This window comes from Marinobacter sp. (assembly GCF_039977835.1).
In the GTDB taxonomy this organism is placed as follows: domain Bacteria; phylum Pseudomonadota; class Gammaproteobacteria; order Pseudomonadales; family Oleiphilaceae; genus Marinobacter.
The window spans coordinates 25,603-48,877 of record NZ_JBDWCL010000060.1 but is presented as its reverse complement, the minus strand read 5'-3'; the positions used below and the strand labels follow the sequence as shown (position 1 = coordinate 48,877).

Sequence of the window (23,275 nt, the reverse complement as noted above, 5' to 3'; positions counted from 1 at the left end):
GATCTGCCTCGACACGTTAATCCGGAGACATGAAATGACTGCATTGAACGACGGCTGGTTTACTGAAGTATTTCAGGACCAGGGGACGGCATTCTCCCTACAGGTAAAAAAGAAACTGCACGAAGAGCAGACCGGATTCCAGAAGCTGGAGATATGGGAAACAGAAACTTTCGGAAACCTGATGGTGCTGGACGGCTGCGTAATGCTGACCAGTCGTGACAACTTCCTCTATCACGAAATGATGACCCATCCGGCCCTGTTCACCCACAGGGACCCGAAAAAGGTGGTCATCGTCGGTGGCGGTGACTGCGGTACGCTGAAAGAAGTCCTCAAACACCCGGGAGTGGAGGAAGCTTGGCAGGTGGAGATCGACGAACGCGTCACCCGCGTGTCGGAACAGTATTTTCCCGAGCTCTGTGAATCCAACACCGACCCCCGCGCCAACTTCTTCTTCGGTGACGGCATCCAGTGGATACGCGACGCGGTGCCTGAAAGCCTCGATGTCATTATCATCGACAGCACCGACCCGGTCGGCCCGGCCGAGGGTCTGTTCGCACTGGACTTCTACCGCGACTGCATGATTGCCCTGCGCGACGGCGGCATTATTGTCCAGCAGAGCGAATCTCCGTTGTTGCATACCAACACCATCATCAAGGGTATCCACGATGACATGAAAAAGGCCGGCTTCGACCACGTTCGCACCCTGCCGTTCCCACAACCGGTGTATCCGACCGGGTGGTGGAGCTGCACCATGGCGGGCAAGGAAAAGCCGGTGGTGTATTTCCGCGAGGAGGATGCCGATCAACGGCCGTTCGTGACCCGGTATTACAACGCCGACATTCACCGTGGGGCGCTGGCGATGCCGCAGTTTATGGTGGATGCGTTGGAGGATGAGGTGATGTTGAGCGAGCGGTAATGCAAACCAAAAAGAGGGGCGCCCGCAAGCGCCCCTCTTTCGACTCAGTGTCAGCGAATACTACTTGCTACTGACAAACTCCGGATAGGCTTCCATACCACACTCGGACAGATCCACGCCTTCGTACTCTTCCTCTTCGGTTACCCGGATACCCATGATCGCCTTGAGGATACCCCAGATAATCAGGCTGGTGCCGAAGACCCAGACGAAGATGGTGAGCAATCCTACCAGCTGACCCATGAAGGTCGCATCGGCGTCGGACAGCAGCACCGCGAAGATACCCCAGATACCAACCACACCGTGCACCGAGATGGCACCGACCGGATCATCGATACGCAGCTTGTCGAGGGTGACGATCGAGAACACCACAACGATGCCGCCGATAGCGCCGATGATGGTTGCCAGCAGGGGCGAAGGATCGGCTGGCTCGGCCGTGATGGCCACCAGGCCAGCCAAGGCTCCGTTCAGAGCCATGGTCAGATCCGCCTTGCCGAACATGATGCGGGCAACAATCAGGGCACCGATCAGGCCGCCGGCCGCGGCGGCATTGGTGTTCAGGAAGACGTTGGCCACCTCGTTGGCCACACCGATACCACCCAGCTTGAGGGTAGAGCCGCCGTTAAAACCGAACCAGCCCATCCACAGGATGAAGGTGCCGAGAGTTGCCAGCGGCAGGTTTGCGCCCGGGAAGGCATTGATTTGGCCCTTGGCGCCGTATTTGCCTTTACGGGGGCCCAGCAAAAGGACACCGGCAAGGGCAGCAGCAGCGCCCGCCATGTGCACGATGCCGGAACCGGCGTAGTCGCTGTAGCTGAGCTCGTAGAGACCGAAAACAGCATCGCCGTTCCAGGTCCAGGAACCCTGCATCGGGTAGATGAAGCCACACATGACGACGGCGAATGCCAGGAAGGCCCAGAGTTTCATACGCTCGGCCACGGCACCGGAAACGATGGACATGGCTGTGGCAACGAAGACTACCTGGAAGAAGAAGTCAGACGCTCCGGCGTATTCGCCCATCTCACCAAAACCGGCTTCGTTGGAAGCGGCAAGGACCCCGGCAATTGCTGCGTCGTCCATTTGAGCGACCGTGGTAACGCCGCTGAGGAAGAGCCCGCCGCCATACATGATGTCGTAACCGCAGATCAGGTACATGGTACAGGCTACGGCAAACAGGGAGACGTTCTTGGTCAGGATCTCGGTGGTGTTCTTGGCACGCACCAAGCCTGCTTCGAGCATCGAGAAACCCGCGGCCATCCACATGACCAGGGCGCCGCAAATGAGGAAGTAGAAGGTATCCAGCGCATACTGGAGTTCAAAAATATGATTAAGATTGCTTTCCATGTGAAGCCCTCCGCACGAGGCTTTTCAGGTTATAAGTTTTTTTGCGTTGGCTGTCTGGTTTGATCAGGCTGAGATCAGACCGCTTCTTCGCCGGTTTCCCCGGTCCGGATCCGGATAGCCTGTTCCAGTTCGGTCACGAAAATTTTGCCGTCGCCTATTTTTCCGGTGTTGGCGGCCTTGGTGATGGATTCGATGACCTGGTCCAGCAGGTTGTCGCCGATAGCAACTTCAACCTTGACCTTGGGCAGAAAGTCCACCACGTATTCTGCGCCACGGTAGAGTTCGGTATGGCCCTTCTGGCGACCGAAGCCTTTGACTTCAGTGACCGTTACGCCTTGTACGCCAATCTCGGATAGTGCCTCACGGACATCATCCAACTTGAAAGGCTTGATGATCGCTGTCACAAGTTTCATTGCTTTCTCCTTGGTAAAGCCGTCTCAACATCTGGAACTCTTCGGCCCGTTGTTGAGGTCGGGATGCTGCCACCTCGCACACCAATTGTGCGGATTGCGTACAAGGTTTTTAGCATCGTGTGTGCCAACGCAAAAAATAACTGTATTATCAGCATCTTGAGTATATGCTGGTCCAAAGTGGACCGGCAGGCTGCACCATTTCGGGGCTGGCCTGTCTGAAGCGAACCATAATGATGCACAAATCCTGTGCAGTCATTAACAGGTGCTACAGCCGCATTATACTGCCGATAGGGTACAGTATGGCAGGGCGGGCAATGTGTTACACTTCCGACCTTCGTGCCGGCGCCAGCTCCGGGCAGGCTCAATAGAGCTCAAAAGCGTTCAAGCCAGTGAGGTGAAATGTGAAAGGTCCGCAGGATTTCTTTACCCAGCTTCAGGGACAGTTCGGCCAGTTTGTTCCCGATATGGCCCGTGCGGCCCGTGAAGACTTCGAAGCCCAGGCCCGGGCGACGGTGATGACTGTGCTGTCACGCCTCGAGCTGGTCACCCGGGAAGAGTTTGATGCCCAGCAGGCAGTGCTCATGAAAACCCGTGAAAAGGTTGAGGCACTGGAAAAGCGCGTGGCAGAGCTGGAGAAATCCAGGAACAGTTGACCGGCAGGAAGCCCGTCAGGCGGCTGAGCCGCTGATACCCACAGCCAGGGAAGGTAGTCATGTTTGCCGTAGTTCATACCCGCGCCAGCATTGGCGTGTCTGCTCCGTCCGTTACTGTAGAAGTCCATCTGTCCGGCGGTCTGCCGGCGCTTTCCATTGTCGGTCTGCCGGAAACCGGTGTCCGTGAGAGCCGGGAGCGGGTGCGCAGCGCCCTTCTCAACGCCGGCTTCGAGTTCCCCGCCCGCAGGATAACCATCAATTTGGCCCCCGCCGACTTGCCCAAGGAAGGTGGTCGCTTTGACCTGCCTATTGCACTGGGGATTCTTGCCGCTTCCGGCCAGATTCCGCCTGAGAGCCTTGCGCAATACGAGTGCGTGGGTGAGCTGTCTCTTGATGGTGCACTGCGCTCGCTCAAGGGAGTCCTCCCTGCGGTATTGGCCGCGCGTAGCGAGGGCCGGCAGTTACTGATCCCCCAGGCCAACGCCGCCGAAGCTGCACTCGCCAGTCAGGGCGACGTTCTTCCGGCCGGTCACTTGCTAACGGTATGTGAGCATCTGTGCGACCGGGCTCGTATTTCTCCCGTGCCTGCAGCCGTGCCGGAGGAGAGCGTCAGGCCCGGTCCGGATCTGGCCGACGTACGTGGTCAGAATGTACCGCGCCGGGCGCTGGAGATCGCGGCGGCAGGTGGGCACAACCTGCTGATGTTCGGTCCTCCGGGTACCGGTAAAAGCATGCTGGCAAGCCGGCTGCCCGGCATTCTGCCGCCGTTGACTACCGAGTCCGCCCTGGAGGTGGCCAGCATTCATTCTGTGGCGGGCCTTCCGGTTCAGGACGGCGACTGGTGCCGGCCCCCTTACCGGGCGCCACACCATACCGCCTCCTCCGTCGCCATGGTGGGTGGTGGCAGCAGCCCGCGGCCGGGAGAAATCTCACTCGCCCATCGTGGCATACTGTTTCTTGACGAACTCCCGGAGTTTGGGCGCCGGGTGCTGGAAGTGCTCAGGGAGCCCATGGAGTCCGGGGAAATTGCCATCAGCCGGGCTGCGAGGCAGGTGACCTTTCCGGCCCGGTTTCAGGTAGTGGCGGCGATGAACCCGTGCCCCTGCGGTTACCTGGGGCACCCCTCAATCGATTGCCAGTGTACGCCGCAGCAGGTGCTAAGTTACCGGGCAAAAATTTCCGGGCCTCTTCTGGACCGCTTCGACCTGCATGTGGAAGTACCGGTTCAGAGCGGTGAAATATTGATGCAGCGTGAGGGCGATGGTGAACCCAGCGCTGTGGTGCGGGAGCGGGTGAACCGTGCCCGGCAGCGGCAGGTTCAGCGCGGGACTGTGAATTCCACCCTCAGCGGTAGCGAGCTTCATGACCACTGCCGGGTGGACCAGTCCGGGGAAACCATGTTGTCCTCGGCGATGGAGCGCCTTGGGTTGTCTGCCCGAGCTTTACACCGCATTCTGCGGGTAGCGCGAACCCTTGCTGACCTGGAGGGGCAGGAGCGTATCGGCAATTGCCATTTGGTGGAGGCTCTGGGTTATCGCAAACTGGACCGGCAGCAGACCCGGAGTGCACAGGTATCGGTGTGAGCCAGTCATATCTGGCGGGGGGCTGACGGGTACAGAAACCTGGCGGTATAGTGGCGTCTGCAGCAATTCACTCTGGTAAACTGTCGATATAACCCATTGAAGATGAACCGCGAAAAGGCGGTTGAGGACGTCAGATGACTGATCACGATGATGTTTCGGGCGATTCACCCGTTACCACGCGCCGCGGCGTGCGCAGTTTTGTATTGCGCCAGGGGCGAATGACGGAGGGGCAGAAGAAGGCCTATGAACGCAGCTGGCCCAAGTACGGGCTGACCCGCGAGCAGGGTATGATTGATCCGCGCGAGGTGTTCGGGCGGGACAACATGCTGAATCTTGAGATCGGGTTCGGTATGGGCAAATCCCTCGCGGACATGGCGGAAGCATTGCCGGAACAGGACTTTATCGGTGTGGAGGTACATCTTCCGGGGGTCGGGGCTCTGTTGAAGGAAATCGAAGACAGGGGGCTGGAAAATGTCCGGATCTATGCCATCGATGCCAATGACGTGATCGACCTGTGCCTGCCGGATGCGGCACTGGATCGGGTGATGGTGTTCTTCCCGGATCCCTGGCACAAAAAGCGGCACCACAAGCGCAGGCTGATACAGCACGATTTCGTTCAGCGCCTGCGCCACAAACTTCGGGTGGGCGGTATTCTGCACCTGGCGACAGACTGGGAGGACTACGCGGAATACATGATGGAAATCATGAGCGAGTCGGAAGGCTTCGCGAATACGCAGGAGCCTGGCCAGTACTCACCCCGTCCCGAGGATCGCCCGGTGACCAAGTTCGAGAAGCGCGGTGAAAACCTGGGGCACGGGGTCCGTGACCTGGTGTTCTACCGCACCAACTGACGAAGCTGCCGGGTGGCTTTATCCGTGCGCCAGCGGATGACGCCTGGCAGCGCGAATAACTACCAGGCCTGCGGCCCCCAGCATAAGTCCGGTAAACTTGATCAGCGCACATACGGTCGCAGACAGGCTGAGCATATCCGTGGGCGGGTCCATGTTGTTCAGCAGCAGGATGTTTTCCGCTATATCACCGGTGCCGGCAGCCACGAACAGCGCTTTGACCCAGCGCGCAACGTTGCGTTCCCGAACACCGGGCCGGTCCCTGGTCAGGTGACTGGTAAGAAGAATCAGTGTGAACAGGTAAGCCGGGACGAAAAGGAAGTCCAGCCACAAGGAAACATGGGCCCACAGAAGGCCACCCTCGCGCCAGCTCCGGATGATTGCCATGGACTGGTCTGCCGTCGCTGCCATCTGGAAGCTTACGATGCCCTGTGGCGCCGAGCCAGTCTGCAGCGGCTGATTGACCAGCACCAGAACGAGCAACAGGACCACCGTTACCAGCAGGCTAAGATTGAGCCTTTTGGGCAGCAGGGTCAGAAGGCGCGGTGATGACATCAGAGAAAGCGCTCCAGCACGCTGTTCAGGTATCGCTGTCCGAGTTCTGTAGTCTGTATTCGCCCCGGTTCCAGCAGGTTTTCCATTCTTAGTGCCTGAAGTTTTACCGCAACTGTGCCCAATGGTAAACCTGTACGTTCTGTGAACAGGTTTTCCGGCACACCGGAGGTCAGGCGCAGGACATTCATCAGGAATTCCAGGGGAAGCTCGTCAGGCTCGATTGCCTGACTGCCGGCTGTGCGACTGCCAATCCGGTTCAGGTAAGCCTCGGGTTGCCGGGTTTTCCAGAAACGTCTTATTCCGCCATTGCGCAAGGTCGCTTTCCCGTGAGCCCCGGCACCAAGTGCCAGGTAATCGCCGAACATCCAGTAATTCAGGTTGTGACGGGAGGCCATTCCGGGCCGGCTCCAGGCTGACACTTCGTAATCCACGAATCCCTGTTGGTGCAGATAGTCCGAGCCCTGACGATAAATTTCCCACAGGTGGTCCTCGTCCGGCAACTGCGGTGGGCGGCTGTAGAATTCCGTGTTGGGCTCAAGCGTCAACTGGTACCAGGACAGGTGCGGAGGCCCCCACGTCTGGGCAGCCTCCAGGTCGGCAAGGGCCTGTTCCGGGGTCTGGCCGGGCAGTCCATGCATCAGGTCCAGGTTGAAGTTGTCGAAGCCCGCATTGCGGGCGGATTCAATGGCATTGTGAGCCGCCCTGTCGTCGTGGATACGGCCCAATGCCTGTAAGCGTTGCGCGTTGAAGCTCTGAATGCCAATAGAGAGGCGGTTGATCCCCGCAGCCCGGAAACCCTGGAATCGGTATTGCTCAACGGTTCCGGGATTGGCTTCCAGGGTGATTTCCGCGTCATCGGCGAAGACAAGATGTTCACGTAACTCGCGGAACAGGCTTTCATAGAAACCAGGCGACATCAGTGACGGAGTACCCCCCCCGATAAACACCGTCTGGATGCTTCGGCCCTCGACCAACGCGAGGTCGCTGGCGAGGTCCTCCAGGATTGCCCTCAGGTAGCGGTCTTCCGGGATGTCACCGGTCAGGGCGTGAGAGTTGAAATCACAATAGGGGCACTTCTTTACACACCAGGGCACGTGAATGTACAGGCTGAGTGGGGGTAGCGCACTGTTGGGCCAGGCATCCGACACGACCACGGTCACGCCGTCCCGGCTGCCAGCTGCTCAAGGAGCTGGGCCAGTGCCCGTCCACGATGGCTTATCCGGCTTTTGTCTTCACGAGAGAGTTCAGCAGCGCTGGTATCTGTTTCGGGAACCAGAAATACCGGGTCGTAGCCAAACCCGCTTTCCCCCCTCGGCTGTTCCAGGATATGGCCGGGCCAGCGACCATGGCATACGATCGGTGTCGGATCATCGGCGTGGCGCAGGTAGACCAGTACACAGTGGAACTGGGCAGTGCGTTGATTTTCGGGGACGTCTTTCATGGCCGCTAACAATGCGCGTACATTGTCGTCATCACTGGCTGATTCGCCTGCATAGCGCGCAGAGCGCACGCCAGGCTGACCCCCGAGGGCGTCAACCGCGAGCCCGGAATCGTCGGCCAGGGCCGGTAACCCGGTAACACGAGCGGCATGCCGTGCTTTGAGGATGGCGTTTTCCACAAAGGTGACAGCCGGCTCATCCGCTTCACTGACGCCCAGCTCGCCCTGGGCGACGGGTGTCATTCCCAGGGGCTTCAGCAGGGGGGTCAGTTCGGCGATCTTACCCTTGTTGTTACTGGCGATAACCAGTCTGTCAGTGGTTTCGGTCATCAGTCGTTGAACAATGTATGGGCGAATCGAATGGGAAGCTCCCCGCTATTGCCGGACGGCCGGGCAGTTATCTGGAAGGTCATCAGCTCGGCATTGCTGTACTGATATTCCGAGATGAAATAGACGGCATCACCTTCCTGGATACGGCGGAAAGCCAGAAACGTCGGCTGCTGTACGTCGTTCAGCACCTTGCCTTCTACCTGCCCCGACACTGGTTCCAGGCCACCGTTTTCCGTCTCTTTCATGATGGCGATGTTAACGATGCCAATACTCTTGCTGCGGTTCAGATCGTTTTCACGGGCGATCTTGGGCGCCAGAAACGTGCTCGGGAAAACGCTCCAGTGCACCTGGAACTCGCCGAAATCCTTTGAGCCGGCGTGGCTGTGACCGGAGAGAAAAGCCAGGCATGCCAGCGACAGCAGGGCAAGCCAGTGGGTACGGATGGTCTTGATCATGAATCCTCCCGGGTTATCCGGTAAATGGCAATCTGTCCCAACATATTAGGCCACAGGCGGCTAAGCCAGCGATCCTGATGTTCGCCGTCCACCACCGTACGAGTCAGAATGCGGAAACCTTTGCGGTAACACAAGGCTTCGAAATCCTTGAAGGTACACAGGTGAATGTTGGGCGTGTTGTACCATTTATACGGCAGAGTTTCTGATTCGGGCATACGGCCGCGGCGCATCAGGTACCAGCGCAGCCGCCAGTAGGCAAAATTGGGGAAGGTTACGATGCCTTCCCGGCTGACCCGCATCATTTCATCAAGCACCATGTCTGGACGGCGCACGGCCTGTAATGCCTGGGTCATCAACACGGTGTCGAAAGTGTCGTCTTCGAAGTTGCCAAGGCCCTGAGTGTCCAGATTCTGTTCAATCACCGATACGCCACGCCCCATGCACGTGGTGATGTGGTCCGGGTTGATTTCCAGGCCAAAGCCCGTGGCCTGTTTCTCCCGTTGCAGGTAGTCCAGCAGGGTACCGTCGCCGCAGCCCAGGTCCAGCACATGGCTTCCGGGTTTGATCCATTGCTCGATGATTTTCAGGTCGGTTCTCATACCCCTGCCTCCCGCGCCACGCGATCCATGTACGCCTCGAAGATGGCCGTGTATCTGGGAGTGGGTATCAGGAAGGCATCGTGCCCCCAGGGCGCGTCAATTTCCGCGTAGCTGACCTTGCAGCGGGCTGCAATCATGGCGTTCGCCAGCTCTTCCGAACGGGCCGGGGTGAATCGCCAGTCGGTGCTGAAGGAAAGCACAAGAAATTCGCAGCGGGCACCACGCAGAGCTTTCGCCAGGTCATTGTCATGTTCATAGGCGGGATCAAAATAGTCCAGAGCCTTGGTCATCAGAAGATAGGTGTTGGCGTCGAACGATTCCGAGAACCGCTCACCCTGATACCGCAGGTAGCTCTCGACCTGAAATTCGGCATCGTAGCCGAACTTGTAGGCCTGGTCCCGCAATTCGCGGCCGAACTTCTCTCCCATGGAGGCATCGGAGAGGTAGGTGATGTGCCCCACCATCCTTGCCAGCATCAGCCCCCGTCGCGGGAGGGTATCGTGTTCGTAATACCGGCCGTCGTGGAAATCCCGGTCCGAGGTGATGGCCTGCCTCGCGACCTCGTTGAAGGCAATATTCTGCGCACTCAGGCGTGGCGTGGATGCGATGACCACGGCGTGCCGCAGGCGATCAGGATAGTCCAGGCTCCATTGAAGGGCCTGCATGCCCCCCAGGGAGCCGCCAACCACCGCGGCCCAGCATTTGATACCCAGCCGGTCTGCCAGCAGGGCCTGGGTGTGTACCCAGTCACGAACCGTGATAACGGGAAAGTCGGGTCCATAAGGCTGGCCGGTTTGCGGGTTGGTGCTTCCGGGACCGGTGCTGCCATGACAGCCTCCCAGATTATTCAGGCTGACCACGAAAAAACGGTTGGTATCGATGGGCTTGCCGGGGCCAATACAGCTCTCCCACCAGCCGGGTTTGCGGTCATCCTTGCTGTGGTATCCGGCAGCATGATGGTGGCCGCTGAGGGCATGACAGATAAGCACCGCATTGCTGGCGTCGGCGTTGAGCTTGCCATAGGTCTCGATCACCAGATCGTAACTTTCCAGTGTCCGGTTGCACGCCAGGGTGATCGGCGTGTCGAAGTGCAGTGTCTGCGGGGTGACTATCCCTACAGAATCCGTTGGCAAGGGATCGGGCATTGGCGCGACAGGTTCCTGATTCGGTCCATAATATCTGCAATAAGACTGAGGCAATGGCCGCGCAGACACGCCCCGGATGGAGCGGGCTTGATGATATTGGCCGGCGGATTGCCAGCCAAGCAGTTTAAAGGCCGCCCAGCGCGGCTGCAACCGCCGTTTCCGGCGCTGCTCAGACAGCGCCGGAAATGTTGACCACCTTCTGCTGAATCAGGGTTGGGGCCGGTTTGCGGATTTGCCGTTGCATGGCGTCGGCCAGTTCCAGCTGTCGCTTGAGGTCGGTGATGGTGTTCTGCAGGCGCTCCCGTTCGGCGCGGCTGTCGCGATCGCTGCGCACCATGTCCCTCAGGCGGCGGATCTGGTGTTCAAGCAACTGCTTTTGCTCCATCGAGTACTGCATGATGGGCAGGAGCGCTTCCGAAGGCCAGCGCTCGACATCGACTCTGACCCGTTGGTGCAGCGTGCGTGCTTCTTCTACCATCACATTGAAAAAGCGACGCACCAGCAGCGACTGCTCCGTCAGCAGGTTCTTCGGGCTGATGCGGAACCGCCGGGCTTTCTTGCGCAACTCCCGTACGGCGATCACATGTCTCCCCGCCCGAAGGGGGATAGGCTCAAGGTGACGGGCCCGGGTATCCTCGTTGTAGCGGCGATAGATGGCACCGACCATTTTTTCTGCCAGGTGCCCTTCGCTCAGCAGGTTGGTCAGGTCACTTTCCAGTAGCTCGAAAAAATGGTCCATGCTGTGGTTCATGCCGGCGGTGGTCCAGCTTTTGGACATCTTCTGGCGAATTTTATCGGCGTGCGCCTCGAATCGCTCCTCACTGACCAGCCCCTTGAGCATGTCGCCCTGGGAGTCCATCAGCCGGCGGCTGGAGCGCAGGGTGATCAGTTTCTTGTAGTAAAAATCGTAGTCCCGTTGTGCCCTGTCAGCGAGCCGGCGCAGTGCGTCCTTGTCCATGGTAATGCCGGAGCAGGCGTGCAGCTCTTCCTCGAGTGCCTCGAGCCGGGTCTGCATCGCCGCCTGGCTGTTCTGCAACATGCCCAGCATGTCGTTGATCAGGCTCTGGGTGATCAGTTGTTCCTTGTGCATCAGTATGCGCTGGATAATCAGTTGCTCCAGCTGGCCCAGATTGGAGCGCCCGAACAGCTCCTCATTGCCCTTCACCCTGGCAAGCAGGCCCTGCTTCGCGGAGAGAGGGATGACATCCTGCTGGCGCATGCCAAGGTGGTCGGCAGTATAGCCGCGGACCCGGTCAATGGCTTCCTGGGTGTGTTTTTCACCCTGGAGGTCGTCCCAGAGCACATCGATCTTGTTCAGGACTGCAAAGCGTCCGGCGCGGTGGTCGGCGTGCTCAGTATCGATGTGCTCCTTCCAGATGGTCATGTCGCTGGCGGTAACACCGGTGTCGGCACTGAGCAGAAAGATGATGGCGTGAGCGCGGGGCAGCATGCTGATAGTCAGTTCCGGCTCGGAGCCGAGGGCGTTGAGGCCTGGGGTATCCAGGATTCTCAGCCCACGTTCGAACAGCGGATGGCGGATGCTGATCTGGGCGTTGCGCCAGGCAGGAACCAGTACGTTCCCGGGCCGGTTACGGTCATGCTCAAGCATGTCTTCATCAAAGCCGAGACTGCGGGCTTCCTGCGGGGTAACACTCTTGACCCGTGCTACTTCGGCCAGCACTTCCCGCATGACTTCCGGGTTGCGCTCATCCAGGTCGTGCTTGACCCAACGCTCCGGCTGTTTACGAAGTTGCTGCAGAGAATGCTCGCCGGTGCGGGTTTCGATGGGAAGCAGTAGCAGGTAATTGCTGTTGGCCGTGCGATCAAAAAACAGCTCAGTGGGGCACATGGTTGTGCGGCCGGCCTGGGAGGGCAGCATGCGCTGGCCATATTCCGAGAAGAAGAGGGCGTTAATCAGCTCGGTTTTGCCGCGAGAATACTCGCCGACAAAGGCAATGGTGAGTTCGTCCTCGATCAGCAATTCCAGCCCATGGCGGATACGGCTGCTGACATCGTCCGAGAACAGATTGTTGTCCTGAAGCCAAAGGCGATAGCGGCCGATCTGCCTGATCAGTTCCTTTTTCCAGCCGTGGTAGGCCTCAACCTGCTGCGACAGGGTACCTTGCTTGTTCATCGGACCATCCTTCTGCTCGACTTCCGGGCGACTGCATTGGCTGTGGTTGGGTAAAGCTGCGTCAAAAATATAGTTAATGTTACCGCACATGCCGGTGAAATCTGCGAGGCAGGTCACGAGTATGTACAGCACAACGACGGATTATACATAAAAAATGTAGCTGATTCAGGGAGATGAAGCAGCTACAGGGGAAGGTTGGTTTATTGTCGGGTTGTGTAACGGAATGTGTTTTTGAGAGCCAGTCTACATTCCGACAATGGATCCCATGCCGGCGGCAATCTTCATATGATCAATCACCACGGAAATGACATTGAGGATCAGGAAGACGATGATGGGTGACAGGTCCAGCCCACCGAGCGATGGCATAACGCTGCGCACGGGGCGCATCACCGGTTCGGTGATCTGGGCGACCAGCTGAATAGCGGGGTGGTTGCTATGTGGAGCTATCCAGCTGACCACGACCACGGCGATGACGGACCAGAAGTAGATTTTCACGATCAGATCCAGCACATTGAGTATTGACCAGCTCAGGAGGGTCAGAGGGTTGATGGCGGGGATGCTGCCGTTCAGGGCAACCAGAATCAGGAAAAAGGTGATGGCCTGTATGATGACCGCCAGCACCAGTGCGGCGCCGTCGATGCCACCCCAGCCAGGAATGAAACGACGCAGAGGGCGCAGCAGCGGATTGGTGGCCTTGACTGCAAACTGCGATATCGGGTTATAGAAATCGGCTCTTGCCAGTTGCAGCAGGAAGCGCAGCAGCACAACCGTCAGGTAAAACGTTGAGGCAATGAGCAGAATAGTGATCAGAATGTCAGCCAGCATGAAGCCGTGTCTCCCGTTATCGGTTACTGTTTTTTGCCAAGTTCTTTGGCCATTTCTCCGGAGCGCTTATAGGCTGCGGAATAGGCTTTTTTCACCAGGTCCCTGAGGCCGCCATCTTCAAAGGCATGGATGGCCTGTTCGGTGGTGCCGCCGGGAGACATGACATTGCGCTTGAGCTGGCCCGGGTCATGCTCACTGCGGCCGGCCATCTCGGCAGCTCCGGCCATCGTCTGGATGGCCAGGGCACGGGCAGTTTCGCTGGCGATCCCCGCCTCTGTTGCTGCTTCCTCGAGGGCTTCCAGCATCAGGAAGAAATAGGCAGGGCCGCTGCCGGACAGAGCCGTGACCGCATGCAGCAGGGATTCGTCGTCCACCCACAGGGCGGAGCCTATGCTGTTGAAGACGGACTCCACCATGGCTTTCTGTTTGTCTTTGACCTGGTTGTTGGCATAGAGGCCCGCTGCCCCCTTGCCCACCAGTGACGGTGTATTGGGCATCACCCGCACCAGTGGCAGGCCGCCCCCCAGCCACTCGTCCAGGGTGGCTGCTTCCAGTCCTGCCGCGATAGACACCATCAGCGGTCGGGTATTCTGCACCACCGGGGCGATATCTGAACAGACATCCGCCATTACCTGGGGCTTGACGGCCAGAACCACCATGTCCGCCTGCTGGGCGCAGTAGCGATTGTCAGTGGTAACGCTGACGCCAAACTGCTTGCGGATAGACTGAAGGTGATTGTCATCGGGGGCGCTTACCCAGATGTTGGCGGCCTTGAAGCCGCTGTCCAGCATGCCACCGATAATGGCGCGGGCCATGTTGCCTGCGCCGATAAAGGAAATCGTTGGTGATGTGCTCAAGGTAGACTCCGCATTTGGATCAGTAAGGTCAGTTGTCGATCTGCTGGTGATGATAACAGGAACTGGGCCGGTCAGCCTCCGCTTACCTGGGGCCGAACAGGGCAGTCCCAACCCTGACCCAGGTAGAGCCCTCTTCTATCGCCATTTCCAGGTCGTCGGACATACCCATGGACAGCGTGTCCAGGGGGCCTGATGCCGGTGCTTCCTGGCGGAGCTTTTTCAGGGCATTGGCCAGTCTACGGAAGCTGGCGCGCAATTCCGCCTCTGGCTGGTCCGGGTCTGGAATCGCCATCAGGCCCCGGAGTGAGAGATTGGGCATCTCTTCGATGGCGTCTGCCAGTTCAGTAAGCTCCTCCAGTGTACAGCCGGACTTGGAGTCTTCGTTATTGATGTTTACCTGCAGGCAGATGTTCAGCGGTCGCAGGGCGCTGTCCCGTTGCTCATTCAGCCGCTGGGCAATCTTGATGCGGTCGACGCTGTGAACCCAGTGAAAGGCTTCGGCAATCTGGCGGGTCTTGTTGGACTGGACCGGGCCGATGAAGTGCCACTCAATCGAGTCCAGATCAGCCAGGGCTTCCATCTTGTCCAGCGCTTCCTGGACGTAGCTTTCACCAAACGCACGCTGACCGGCGTCGAAGGCGGCACGAAGGTCATCCGCAGGCCGTTTCTTGCTGACAGCCAGCAGCTTCACCGAGCTTGCCTTGCGGCCCGCCTTCAATGTTGCTTTTTGTATGCGTCGGGTTACGCTCCCGATGTTGTCTGCTATGCTGCTCATAGTGCGAATCCGCCGTCTCCGGTCTGTCCCTGATAGGGTGACACGTTACCCGCAGGTCACTGAAATGCCAAGTGAAGCTATTCGGGGCCTGCTGCCGGAAGCTGGCGCATACCGGAATAAAAGCAAAAAGCCTTCCGAGGACCCCTATGGATATTACTGAACTGCTTGCCTTTTCGGCCAAACAGGGCGCATCAGACTTGCACCTTTCGGCCGGCCTTCCTCCAATGATTCGTGTTGATGGCGACGTTCGCCGAATCAACCTTCCGCCCATGGAACATAAAGAAGTCCACGGGTTGATCTACGACATCATGAACGACAAGCAGCGTAAGGATTACGAAGAGTTCCTGGAAACCGACTTTTCCTTCGAGGTTCCGGGGGTTGCCCGCTTCCGTGTCAATGCGTTCAACCAGAACCGGGGTTCCGGCGCTGTATTCCGGACCATCCCCTCCAAGGTCTTGACCATGGAAGACCTTGGCATGGGCCAGGTATTCAAGGACATCGCATCGGTGCCCCGCGGCCTGGTGCTGGTTACGGGGCCTACCGGCTCCGGTAAATCGACAACGCTGGCGGCGATGATCGACTATATCAACGACAGCCGTTACGAGCACATCCTCACCATTGAGGATCCCATCGAATTCGTACACGAATCCAAGAAATGCCTGCTGAACCAGCGGGAAGTGCATCGCGACACCCTGGGTTTTAATGAAGCCCTGCGCTCGGCGCTGCGGGAAGACCCGGATATTATCCTGGTGGGCGAGCTGCGGGACCTGGAAACCATCCGCCTGGCGCTGACCGCCGCGGAAACCGGTCACCTGGTATTCGGCACCCTGCACACCACCTCGGCGGCAAAAACCATTGACCGGGTGGTGGATGTGTTCCCCGCGGAAGAAAAATCCATGGTCCGTTCCATGTTGTCGGAGTCGTTACAGGCGGTTATCTCCCAGACCCTGATGAAGAAGATGGGCGGGGGCCGGATTGCGGCCCATGAAATCATGATCGGCACCTCGGCGATCCGTAACCTGATCCGCGAGGACAAGATTGCGCAGATGTACTCGGCCATCCAGACCGGTGGCTCGCTGGGCATGACGACCCTGGACCAGTGTCTGGAAAAACTGTTGAAGAAAGGCCTCATTTCCCGCGAAGCGGCGAGAATGAAGGCGAAAATGCCGGACAACTTCTAAATTCGGTAGAAGGCTTGGCACATGTGCGGAGGGTGTCGGGCAGGACGTATTCACAGCGTGCCCTGGAACAGGTCCTGCCCGACACCCGGACACCGATAGTCAGAATTAGGTAAAAAGTCATGGAATTCGAAAAACTGCTTCGTTTGATGGTGGAAAAAGGCGGCTCAGACCTTTTCATAACCGCCGGTGTACCACCCTCCATGAAGGTTAATGGCAAGGTGTTGCCCGTCACCAAGAACGCCCTGACCCCGGAGCAGACCCGTGAGTTCGTTTACGGTTCCATGAACGACAAGCAGCGGGCCGAGTTCGAGGAAACTCACGAATGCAACTTCGCCATCAGTGCCAGAGGCATTGGCCGTTTCCGTGTCAGTGCCTTCTTCCAGCGTAACCTCTGTGGCATGGTACTGCGTCGGATTGAGGTGAAAATTCCGCAGATCGATGACCTGGCTCTGCCAGAGGTGATCAAGGAACTGGCCATGACCAAACGTGGTCTGATCATGTTTGTCGGTGCCACCGGTACCGGTAAGTCCACCTCGCTGGCAGCCATGCTGGGTCACCGCAACCGCAACAGCCGGGGTCACATCATTTCCATCGAGGACCCCATCGAATTCGTTCACCAGCACCAGGGCTGCATTGTTACCCAGCGGGAAGTGGGCATTGATACCGAAAGCTTTGAGGTGGCGCTCAAGAATACGCTGCGCCAGGCACCGGATGTTATCCTGATTGGTGAGGTGCGTACCCGCCAGACCATGGAATACTCGGTGCAGTTTGCCGAAACCGGCCACCTGTGTCTGGCCACGCTGCACGCCAATAACGCCAACCAGGCGCTGGACCGGATTATCCAGTTCTTCCCGCCAGAACAGCACAATCAGATCTGGATGGACCTGTCCCTGAACCTGAAAGCTATCGTGGCCCAGCAGCTGATCCCGACTCCGGACGGGCAGGGAAGGAAAGCGGTGATCGAAGTGCTCATCAATACGCCGCTGGTTGCGGACCTGATTCGCAAAGGTGAAGTGCACCGGCTCAAGGAACTGATGTCCAAATCGAATGAAACCGGTATGCGCACGTTTGACCAGGCGCTTTATACGCTCTATGCCGAGGGCTCCATCACCTATGAAGACGCGCTTGCCCACGCCGACTCCGCCAACGACCTGCGTCTGATGATCAAACTGGGTACCGACTCGCAGGGCGCTGACAAGCTGGCTTCGAGTGTCGACAAGCTGTCGATCCAGGACGATTGATCGATATGTCGCCAAATTAGACTTTAGTATTAAACGGTTAGGGGGGTTAACCATTAGGTTTGGCAATTGAGGCCGTTGGTTCATGGTGCGTATACTTCCCGGCAATGTCATCCGGAGGACTTATGCGTAACAAAAAATCCAACCTGTACTCAGCTATCCGTTTTTCCGTGCTCGCCGCTGCTGCACCGGCGAGCGTCATGGCTGGCGGTTTTTCCCTGAATGAACAAAGCGCCAGCGCCATGGGGGTTGCCAATGCCGGAACGGCAGCGAACCCCGAGAACGCCACAACGGTCTTCTTCAACCCTGCCGGTATGAGCCAGCTGTCGGGCACCAACCTTTCATTTGGTGCTGCAGTACTTGATATCGATGCGGAACTCAAAGAAGGCACCGGCCGGGCCGTCCGTGATGACGGTCGTCCTGTTAGCGGTGGTAATGGCGGTGATATCGCCGACCCGGCGGCTCTCCCGAACCTTTACATGACCCATGAAGTTAACGACTGGCTGGACGTGGGCTTCGGGCTGCACGCGCCCTATGGTCTGGCTGCCGATTATGAGAATGACTTCAAGGGCCGCTTTTTCGCTGACAAGACCGAGCTGACTGCCATCGCATTCAGTCCATCCATTGCCGTCAATGACGGCAATGGTCTGTCCATGGGGGCGGGTATCAACGTTATTTATGCCGAGGGCAAACTTACCAAGTTTCAGGATTACAGCGGCACGGAAGCACGCTTTGGCTTGCCCCCCGGGACCCTGGATGACGGGTACGCGGATGTTGAGGGGGATGACGTTGCGCTCACCTTTGCCTTCGGGATGCTGTGGGAGCTTTCCGAGCGAACCCAGTTTGGCATCTCTGCCCAGACCGGAGCCGAGCTCGACCTTGATGGCGAGGCGGAGATTCGCAATTTCCCCCAGGGCGGCATCGGCCCCGGCGGCATCACGTTCGGGCAGTCCACAGTCACAGAAAAGGCGACAGTTCCCCTGGAAATTCCGGAGAGTATCACCTTTGGTGCCCGGCACCGGATAACCGACACGGTGACGCTCCTGGCAGGGGCAACCTGGGCAAAGTGGAGCCGCTTTGAAGCTCTGGACATCGTGAGCCGTGAGGGTAACGGTCCGGTTTCTTCCCAGGCAGGACCGGGACTGGGTGATGAGCGGCTGATTGCCCACGTGTCTGAGAACTGGAAAGATACCTGGCAAGCCAATATTGGTGCTATCTGGCAAGCCACTCCGGAATGGGCATTCAAGGCGGGCTACGCCTGGGATGAATCGCCGGTGAACGACGATTTCCGTACGGCGCGAATTCCGTCGGGTGACCGTGACTGGGTGACCCTGGGTGCGCAGTACGCCGATGCCCGTTCCGGCTGGACAGTTGACGTTGCGGCGGGTGTATTGCTGTTTGATGATCAGGACGTCGATGAGCAGAATTACGACGTCAACGATGACCCGATGCCGGGTGCGGCTCGTTATCAGGGCACCTACGAACTCGATGCCTGGAGCGCCGGGGTCCAGGTCAGCAAGTCGTTCTGATAATACCTCCCCTGAGCTGACCGGCTTTACCGGTCAGCCGACCACCTGGCCACGATAGATCCGCTTGGATCGCTGTGGCCGGGGCGTTTCTTCCTCTGCGACGGCCTGTCCACGATAGGTTTGCTCGTCAGCTTCCTTCTTCTCTTCGGGCTCTGCCATTCTGAGCTGCGGCACCTGCTCGGTCAGCATTGCCCAGGTGCGGGTCAGTTGACTGGAGCGCGTTTTGCGGGCGTAGTCTGCCAGTTGCTGTTCCAGATGCTCTTCCGTGAGATGCAGTTTGACTCCGAATTCGGTGTGAATCAGGCGTCGGCATTGGTGAACCAGTTTCAGCAGGCCGGGGTTTAATAGCCAGCTTCTTTGAGATGACAGAGATGTCATGGTAACGGCCTCGGGAAAGATGTGTCACAACCTGGCCCCTGCCCGGTCAGGCAGGGGCCGACACTCTGGTACCAAGCGAATTTCATGCCGTCTTATGAAAAGGCGTGGTTACGCGATCCGGCGCCCAACTACTGGTCGCAAACAGGGCATTCCTTTAGGGAATGCCCCAAACCGGCGCGCGGCAGGGTGGTCTAGTGGGCTTCGTCCCAGTTGTTGCCGACGCCGGCTTCCACCAACAGGGGAACGTCCAGCGTCGCTGCAGCTGACATGCGCTGCTCCAGGCCTTCGCGAATCCTGTCCACCGCGGCCTCCCGCACTTCAAGGATCAGTTCGTCGTGCACCTGCAGGATCATCCGGGCGTCATCCCTGTGATTGGCCAGCAGCCAGTCTTCCACGCTGACCATTGCCCGCTTGATAATATCCGCCGCGGTTCCCTGCATGGGGGCGTTAATGGCAGTGCGCTCTGCGGCCTGTTGCATCTGTTTGTTGCGGGCGTTGATCTCCTGCAGGTAAAGGCGGCGGCCGTAGAGAGTTTCAACGTATCCGTCCTCGTGTGCCTGCTTGCGGATGTTGTCCATGTAACGGAGAACCCCGGGATAACGCTCGAAATAACGATCAATGTATTCCTGGGCCTGGTTACGGCCCACATCCAGTTGACGGGCGAGGCCGAAGGCCGACATACCGTAGATAAGGCCAAAGTTGATGGCCTTGGCGCTGCGGCGCTGATCAGCGGAAACCTCTTCCACTGTCACGCCAAACACTTCCGCCGCCGTTGCACGGTGGATATCCTCGCCTTTCTCGAACGCAGTCAACAGGCCTTTGTCGCCAGACAGGTGGGCCATGATCCGCAATTCAATCTGGGAGTAGTCTGCCGCCATCAGTTTGTAGCCGTCCGGTGCCACGAAGGCCTGGCGGATACGACGCCCCTGTTCGCTGCGGATGGGGATGTTCTGCAGATTAGGCTCCGACGACGATAGCCGGCCGGTGGCCGTCACCGCCTGATGGTAGGAGGTATGGATCCGGCCGGTGCGATGATGAATCAGCTCCGGCAAGGTATCGGTGTAGGTGGATTTCAGCTTGCTCAGGCTGCGATGCTCCAGAATCAGCCGGGGCAGGGCGTGCTCATGGGCCAGTTCCTGAAGCACGGGTTCGGCCGTGGATGGGGCACCTTTCGGTGTTTTCTTGACCACAGGCAGTCCCATCTTGTCGTAGAAGATGGCTTGCAGTTGTTTGGGGGACCCGAGATTGAAGGCTTCACCGGCTTCTTCGTGGGCCTCTCTCTCAAGCTCTGCCATCCGCTCGGCCAGCTCCTGGCTGTGCTTGCGCAGAGTGCTGGCGCTGATCATGGCGCCCCTTTGTTCCATCCTGGAGAGCACCGGCACCAGTGGCAGGTCAATGCGCTCGTATACCTCTTGCAGCCGGCCGGTCTTCTCCAGTTGCGGGCGCAGCACCTGGTGCAGGCGCAGGGTGATGTCAGCATCCTCGGCGGCGTAGGGGCCTGCCTGGTCCAGGTCAATCTGGTTGAACGTCAGTTGTTTGGCGCCTTTGCCGGCAATGGATTCAAAGGTGATGGTCTTCTCGCCAAGGTACTGCATGGCCAGCGAGTCCATGTCGTGACGTGAGCCCACTGAATTGAGCACGTAGGACTCCAGCATGGTGTCTTCGGCAATGCCTTCCAGGCTGATGCCATGGTTGGCCAGAACGTTCTTGTCGTACTTGAGATTCTGGCCGAGCTTGGCTTTTTTCGGGTCCTCCAGCAGCGGTTTCAGCTGCGCCAGTACGCTATCCCGGTCCAGCTGTTCCGGTGCGCCCATATAATCGTGGCCGAAAGGAACATAGACCGCTTCGCCAGCTTCGATAGCAAATGAAACGCCAACGACTTCAGCATCCATGTAACGCAGGCTGGTGGTTTCCGTATCGAATGCAAACAACGGGGCATTGCCGAGCCGGTCGACCCATTCGTCCAGCTCTGCCTGGTCGGTAATCACAGAGTACCTGTTCGTTTTCGGGGCAGGCTGGTTGTTGCTGCCGCTGCCGGTGTTGTTGTCCTCCTGGCTGGAAGCGTCATTGTTGTCAGCCTCCTCCAGTTCCGCAATCCAGGAGCGCAGTTCGTACTCTCGGAACAGTTCGAGCAGACTCGCGTCGTCCTGCGTTCTCAGCTTGAGATCTTCCAGCCCGAATTCAAGCTCAACATCGGTCTTGATGGTGGCCAGTTCGCGGCTCAGTGGCAGGGTCTCTTTGGCCTCCCGGAGGTACTCGCCAATCTTGCCCTTCACTTCATCGGCATGCTCGATAATGTCGTCCAGGTTATTCCAGGTCTGCAGCCATTTAACGGCGGTTTTCGGGCCGCATTTGTTCACCCCGGGAATGTTGTCTACCTTGTCCCCCACCAGCGCCAGGTAGTCCACGATCTGTTCCGGCGCAATACCGAATTTCGCCACTACTCCGTCACGATCTATGCGCGTGTCTGTCATGGTATTGATCAGGGTAACGTGGTCGCTCACCAGCTGTGCCATGTCCTTGTCGCCGGTGGAGACCACCACGTCAATTCCTTTGCTTGTGGCCTCGTCTGCAAGGGTGCCGATGACGTCGTCGGCTTCCACTCGGTTGACAATCAGCAGTGGCAGGCCCATGGCGCGAACCATCTCATGGATGGGCTGGATCTGTACGGCCAGGTCGTCAGGCATTGGTGGCCTGGTCGCCTTGTAATCCTCGTACAGGTCGTTGCGGAAGGTCTTGCCCTTGGCATCGAACACCACCACCATTTTTGAGCCGGGAAAGTCCTGTTCCAGCTTCCGGATCATGCTGATAACGCCCTTGATGGCGCCCGTAGGGTGCCCTTTGCTGGTCATCAGCGGAGGAAGGGCGTGATAGGCGCGGAAAAGGTACGACGAGCCGTCGACAAGAACCACGGGCGGAGTCTGTTGTTGTGTCATATCAAAGCGGATCCGGATTCTGATTGAAGCATTGAATGGCTTGTGCAACTCTGACAGTACGACGGCATTGGTTCGAAGTGTCAGGGCGGCTTTGAGCGTCCTTAAACTGAATGGAAGAGTAACATGAAAATCAAATTTAGCGCCTGCTCGGGACTTGTCTTGGGGCTGTTGTGGGGGCCTGTGTTGGCACAGGAAGGCATGGAGGGCAGCGACGTCGTTCAGACACCCCAGGAACCTTTGGTGGTATCGGACTACCAGCCATCGGCCGGCGGGCCCCAGATTGTCATCCGCCCCGGTGAGAATGAAGTGTTCTATGAATACCGGGTCAACGGCCAGTTGATGGAGATCAAGGTCGTGCCCGAGGTGGGCCCCGAGTACTACCTGGTGCCCGCTGATGGCGGCGGCTGGATACGTGAGAGTGAAACCGACATGCTGGTACCCAGCTGGGTTATTTTCCGTTGGTAACGGTTCAGATCAGATCAACCACGATGGCGTCAGAGCGCCGGCTTTCGAGGCCGTTGTCGTCAATGGTCGTGATGCTGAATTCGTAAGCGCCGGGAGGGAAACTGTCCAGCGGGTATTCGGCGTCGGCGCCGCCCGGCAGTCGGATCACATCAAACCTCTTTTCGTGACGCAGCCGATAATAAATGCGATAGCCACTGATGTCATCGGAATAGAGGCGGGAGCCGTCTTCCCTGGTCAGCGGAGCTTCCCAGCGCAAGGCTCTGGGAGCCGGGGAATCTTCGCCGGATTGTCCAAGCGTGTCGCGAAAAGAAGAGATGGCATTATCAAGCCGTTTCGCCGACACCTCATTAGCCTGGCTGGAGGCCGCCCGCGAGGCTCCGGAGTCTTCCTGGCAGCCGGCCAGTCCCAGCAGGAGCAGTCCCAAAGCGAGCATTGTGCGGAGTGACGCCTTGCCAGCAGTTCTCCGGTTGATTTTCGTTCCTTCCATGGTGTGTCTCGTCATGCGATAGTCGGCGCAAATTATGCCCAAACGGAAATAATGATCAAGTGAGCAGTTCGCATATCGAAAAAACGAAAACAACCGGGTTTAGTATGAACATTCTAATTTAAAGCCGTAGTGTGGCTCCTGTAATCACAGGTCGGTGCAGATTCGCCGGCCGAGACGATGCAACTATTTAACGC

23 protein-coding genes are annotated in these 23,275 nt (G+C 58.3%); 8 read left to right on the top strand and 15 right to left on the bottom strand.

What is annotated here, in order from left to right:
* Positions 1–34 precede the first annotated feature (34 nt).
* Positions 35–916, top strand: coding sequence for a polyamine aminopropyltransferase (speE, locus tag ABJM11_RS16915; RefSeq protein ID WP_348293722.1), 882 nt, complete (start codon positions 35–37; stop codon positions 914–916).
* Between the two features lie 60 nt (positions 917–976).
* On the opposite strand, the gene ABJM11_RS16910 is transcribed toward speE, so the two are convergent.
* Together ABJM11_RS16910 and glnK are read right to left on the bottom strand one after the other, a co-directional pair.
* Positions 977–2,257, bottom strand: a complete 1,281-nt coding sequence (locus ABJM11_RS16910; protein WP_348293721.1) for an ammonium transporter — start codon at positions 2,255–2,257, stop codon at positions 977–979.
* Between the two features lie 74 nt (positions 2,258–2,331).
* On the bottom strand, positions 2,332–2,670 hold the full coding sequence (gene glnK, locus ABJM11_RS16905; protein WP_004578958.1) for a P-II family nitrogen regulator: 339 nt from the start codon (positions 2,668–2,670) through the stop codon (positions 2,332–2,334).
* 401 nt (positions 2,671–3,071) lie between these two features.
* Here glnK and ABJM11_RS16900 point away from each other — a divergent pair, with 401 nt between their 5' ends.
* From ABJM11_RS16900 to trmB, 3 genes are all read left to right on the top strand, one after another.
* A complete protein-coding gene (locus ABJM11_RS16900; protein WP_348293719.1) occupies positions 3,072–3,323 on the top strand; it encodes an accessory factor UbiK family protein in 252 nt (83 codons plus the stop codon).
* A 59-nt stretch (positions 3,324–3,382) separates the two neighbouring features.
* Positions 3,383–4,906 carry a YifB family Mg chelatase-like AAA ATPase gene (locus ABJM11_RS16895; protein ID WP_348293718.1) on the top strand — a complete coding sequence of 508 codons (1,524 nt, stop codon included), beginning with the start codon at positions 3,383–3,385 and terminating at the stop codon, positions 4,904–4,906.
* A 134-nt stretch (positions 4,907–5,040) separates the two neighbouring features.
* Positions 5,041–5,757 carry a tRNA (guanosine(46)-N7)-methyltransferase TrmB gene (trmB, locus tag ABJM11_RS16890; protein WP_348293717.1) on the top strand — a complete coding sequence of 239 codons (717 nt, stop codon included), beginning with the start codon at positions 5,041–5,043 and terminating at the stop codon, positions 5,755–5,757.
* A gap of 18 nt (positions 5,758–5,775) precedes the next feature.
* On the opposite strand, the gene ABJM11_RS16885 is transcribed toward trmB, so the two are convergent.
* From ABJM11_RS16885 to ABJM11_RS16840, 10 genes are all read right to left on the bottom strand, one after another.
* On the bottom strand, positions 5,776–6,309 hold the full coding sequence (locus tag ABJM11_RS16885) for a hypothetical protein (RefSeq protein ID WP_348293715.1): 534 nt from the start codon (positions 6,307–6,309) through the stop codon (positions 5,776–5,778).
* On the bottom strand, positions 6,309–7,469 hold the full coding sequence (gene hemW, locus ABJM11_RS16880; protein WP_348293714.1) for a radical SAM family heme chaperone HemW: 1,161 nt from the start codon (positions 7,467–7,469) through the stop codon (positions 6,309–6,311). The genes ABJM11_RS16885 and hemW overlap by 1 nt, the downstream gene beginning before the upstream one ends.
* Positions 7,466–8,077, bottom strand: a complete 612-nt coding sequence (gene rdgB, locus ABJM11_RS16875; RefSeq protein WP_348293713.1) for an RdgB/HAM1 family non-canonical purine NTP pyrophosphatase — start codon at positions 8,075–8,077, stop codon at positions 7,466–7,468. The genes hemW and rdgB overlap by 4 nt, the downstream gene beginning before the upstream one ends.
* Positions 8,077–8,532 carry a DUF4426 domain-containing protein gene (locus ABJM11_RS16870; RefSeq protein ID WP_348293712.1) on the bottom strand — a complete coding sequence of 152 codons (456 nt, stop codon included), beginning with the start codon at positions 8,530–8,532 and terminating at the stop codon, positions 8,077–8,079. Before ABJM11_RS16870 ends, rdgB begins: the two co-directional genes overlap by 1 nt.
* A complete protein-coding gene (gene metW / locus ABJM11_RS16865; protein ID WP_348293710.1) occupies positions 8,529–9,131 on the bottom strand; it encodes a methionine biosynthesis protein MetW in 603 nt (200 codons plus the stop codon). Before metW ends, ABJM11_RS16870 begins: the two co-directional genes overlap by 4 nt.
* Positions 9,128–10,276, bottom strand: a complete 1,149-nt coding sequence (locus tag ABJM11_RS16860; protein WP_348293709.1) for a homoserine O-acetyltransferase — start codon at positions 10,274–10,276, stop codon at positions 9,128–9,130. The genes metW and ABJM11_RS16860 overlap by 4 nt, the downstream gene beginning before the upstream one ends.
* 169 nt (positions 10,277–10,445) lie before the next feature.
* Entirely contained in the window at positions 10,446–12,410 is a 1,965-nt protein-coding gene (locus ABJM11_RS16855; RefSeq protein WP_348293708.1) for a dynamin family protein, read from the bottom strand.
* A gap of 243 nt (positions 12,411–12,653) precedes the next feature.
* Positions 12,654–13,235 (bottom strand): YggT family protein, encoded by a 582-nt coding sequence (locus ABJM11_RS16850; RefSeq protein ID WP_348293707.1) that lies wholly within the window; start codon positions 13,233–13,235, stop codon positions 12,654–12,656.
* 23 nt (positions 13,236–13,258) lie between these two features.
* Positions 13,259–14,092 (bottom strand): pyrroline-5-carboxylate reductase, encoded by an 834-nt coding sequence (proC, locus tag ABJM11_RS16845; RefSeq protein ID WP_348293705.1) that lies wholly within the window; start codon positions 14,090–14,092, stop codon positions 13,259–13,261.
* A gap of 82 nt (positions 14,093–14,174) precedes the next feature.
* Complete coding sequence (locus tag ABJM11_RS16840; protein WP_348293703.1) at positions 14,175–14,867, bottom strand: YggS family pyridoxal phosphate-dependent enzyme; 693 nt, start codon at positions 14,865–14,867, stop codon at positions 14,175–14,177.
* A gap of 146 nt (positions 14,868–15,013) precedes the next feature.
* Here ABJM11_RS16840 and ABJM11_RS16835 point away from each other — a divergent pair, with 146 nt between their 5' ends.
* The 3 genes from ABJM11_RS16835 to ABJM11_RS16825 all read left to right on the top strand — a co-directional run bounded on the left by ABJM11_RS16835 (position 15,014) and on the right by ABJM11_RS16825 (position 18,815).
* Positions 15,014–16,048, top strand: a complete 1,035-nt coding sequence (locus ABJM11_RS16835; protein ID WP_027830795.1) for a type IV pilus twitching motility protein PilT — start codon at positions 15,014–15,016, stop codon at positions 16,046–16,048.
* A gap of 119 nt (positions 16,049–16,167) precedes the next feature.
* Positions 16,168–17,289: a PilT/PilU family type 4a pilus ATPase gene (locus ABJM11_RS16830; protein WP_348293701.1), complete on the top strand. Its 1,122-nt coding sequence runs from the start codon at positions 16,168–16,170 to the stop codon at positions 17,287–17,289.
* A gap of 122 nt (positions 17,290–17,411) precedes the next feature.
* Positions 17,412–18,815 (top strand): outer membrane protein transport protein, encoded by a 1,404-nt coding sequence (locus ABJM11_RS16825; protein ID WP_348293699.1) that lies wholly within the window; start codon positions 17,412–17,414, stop codon positions 18,813–18,815.
* A 33-nt stretch (positions 18,816–18,848) separates the two neighbouring features.
* On the opposite strand, the gene ABJM11_RS16820 is transcribed toward ABJM11_RS16825, so the two are convergent.
* Positions 18,849–19,193: a hypothetical protein gene (locus tag ABJM11_RS16820; protein WP_348293697.1), complete on the bottom strand. Its 345-nt coding sequence runs from the start codon at positions 19,191–19,193 to the stop codon at positions 18,849–18,851.
* Between the two features lie 191 nt (positions 19,194–19,384).
* Entirely contained in the window at positions 19,385–22,129 is a 2,745-nt protein-coding gene (gene polA, locus ABJM11_RS16815; protein WP_348293696.1) for a DNA polymerase I, read from the bottom strand.
* Positions 22,130–22,252: 123 nt separating this feature from the next.
* Here polA and ABJM11_RS16810 point away from each other — a divergent pair, with 123 nt between their 5' ends.
* Positions 22,253–22,594, top strand: a complete 342-nt coding sequence (locus tag ABJM11_RS16810; RefSeq protein WP_407070009.1) for a DUF2782 domain-containing protein — start codon at positions 22,253–22,255, stop codon at positions 22,592–22,594.
* A 4-nt stretch (positions 22,595–22,598) separates the two neighbouring features.
* Here ABJM11_RS16810 and ABJM11_RS16805 read toward each other — a convergent pair whose 3' ends face one another.
* The gene (locus ABJM11_RS16805; protein WP_348293695.1) at positions 22,599–23,081 is read right to left on the bottom strand and encodes a fibronectin type III domain-containing protein; all 483 of its coding nucleotides are present in this window, start codon (positions 23,079–23,081) and stop codon (positions 22,599–22,601) included.
* Between the last annotated feature and the right edge of the window lie 194 nt (positions 23,082–23,275).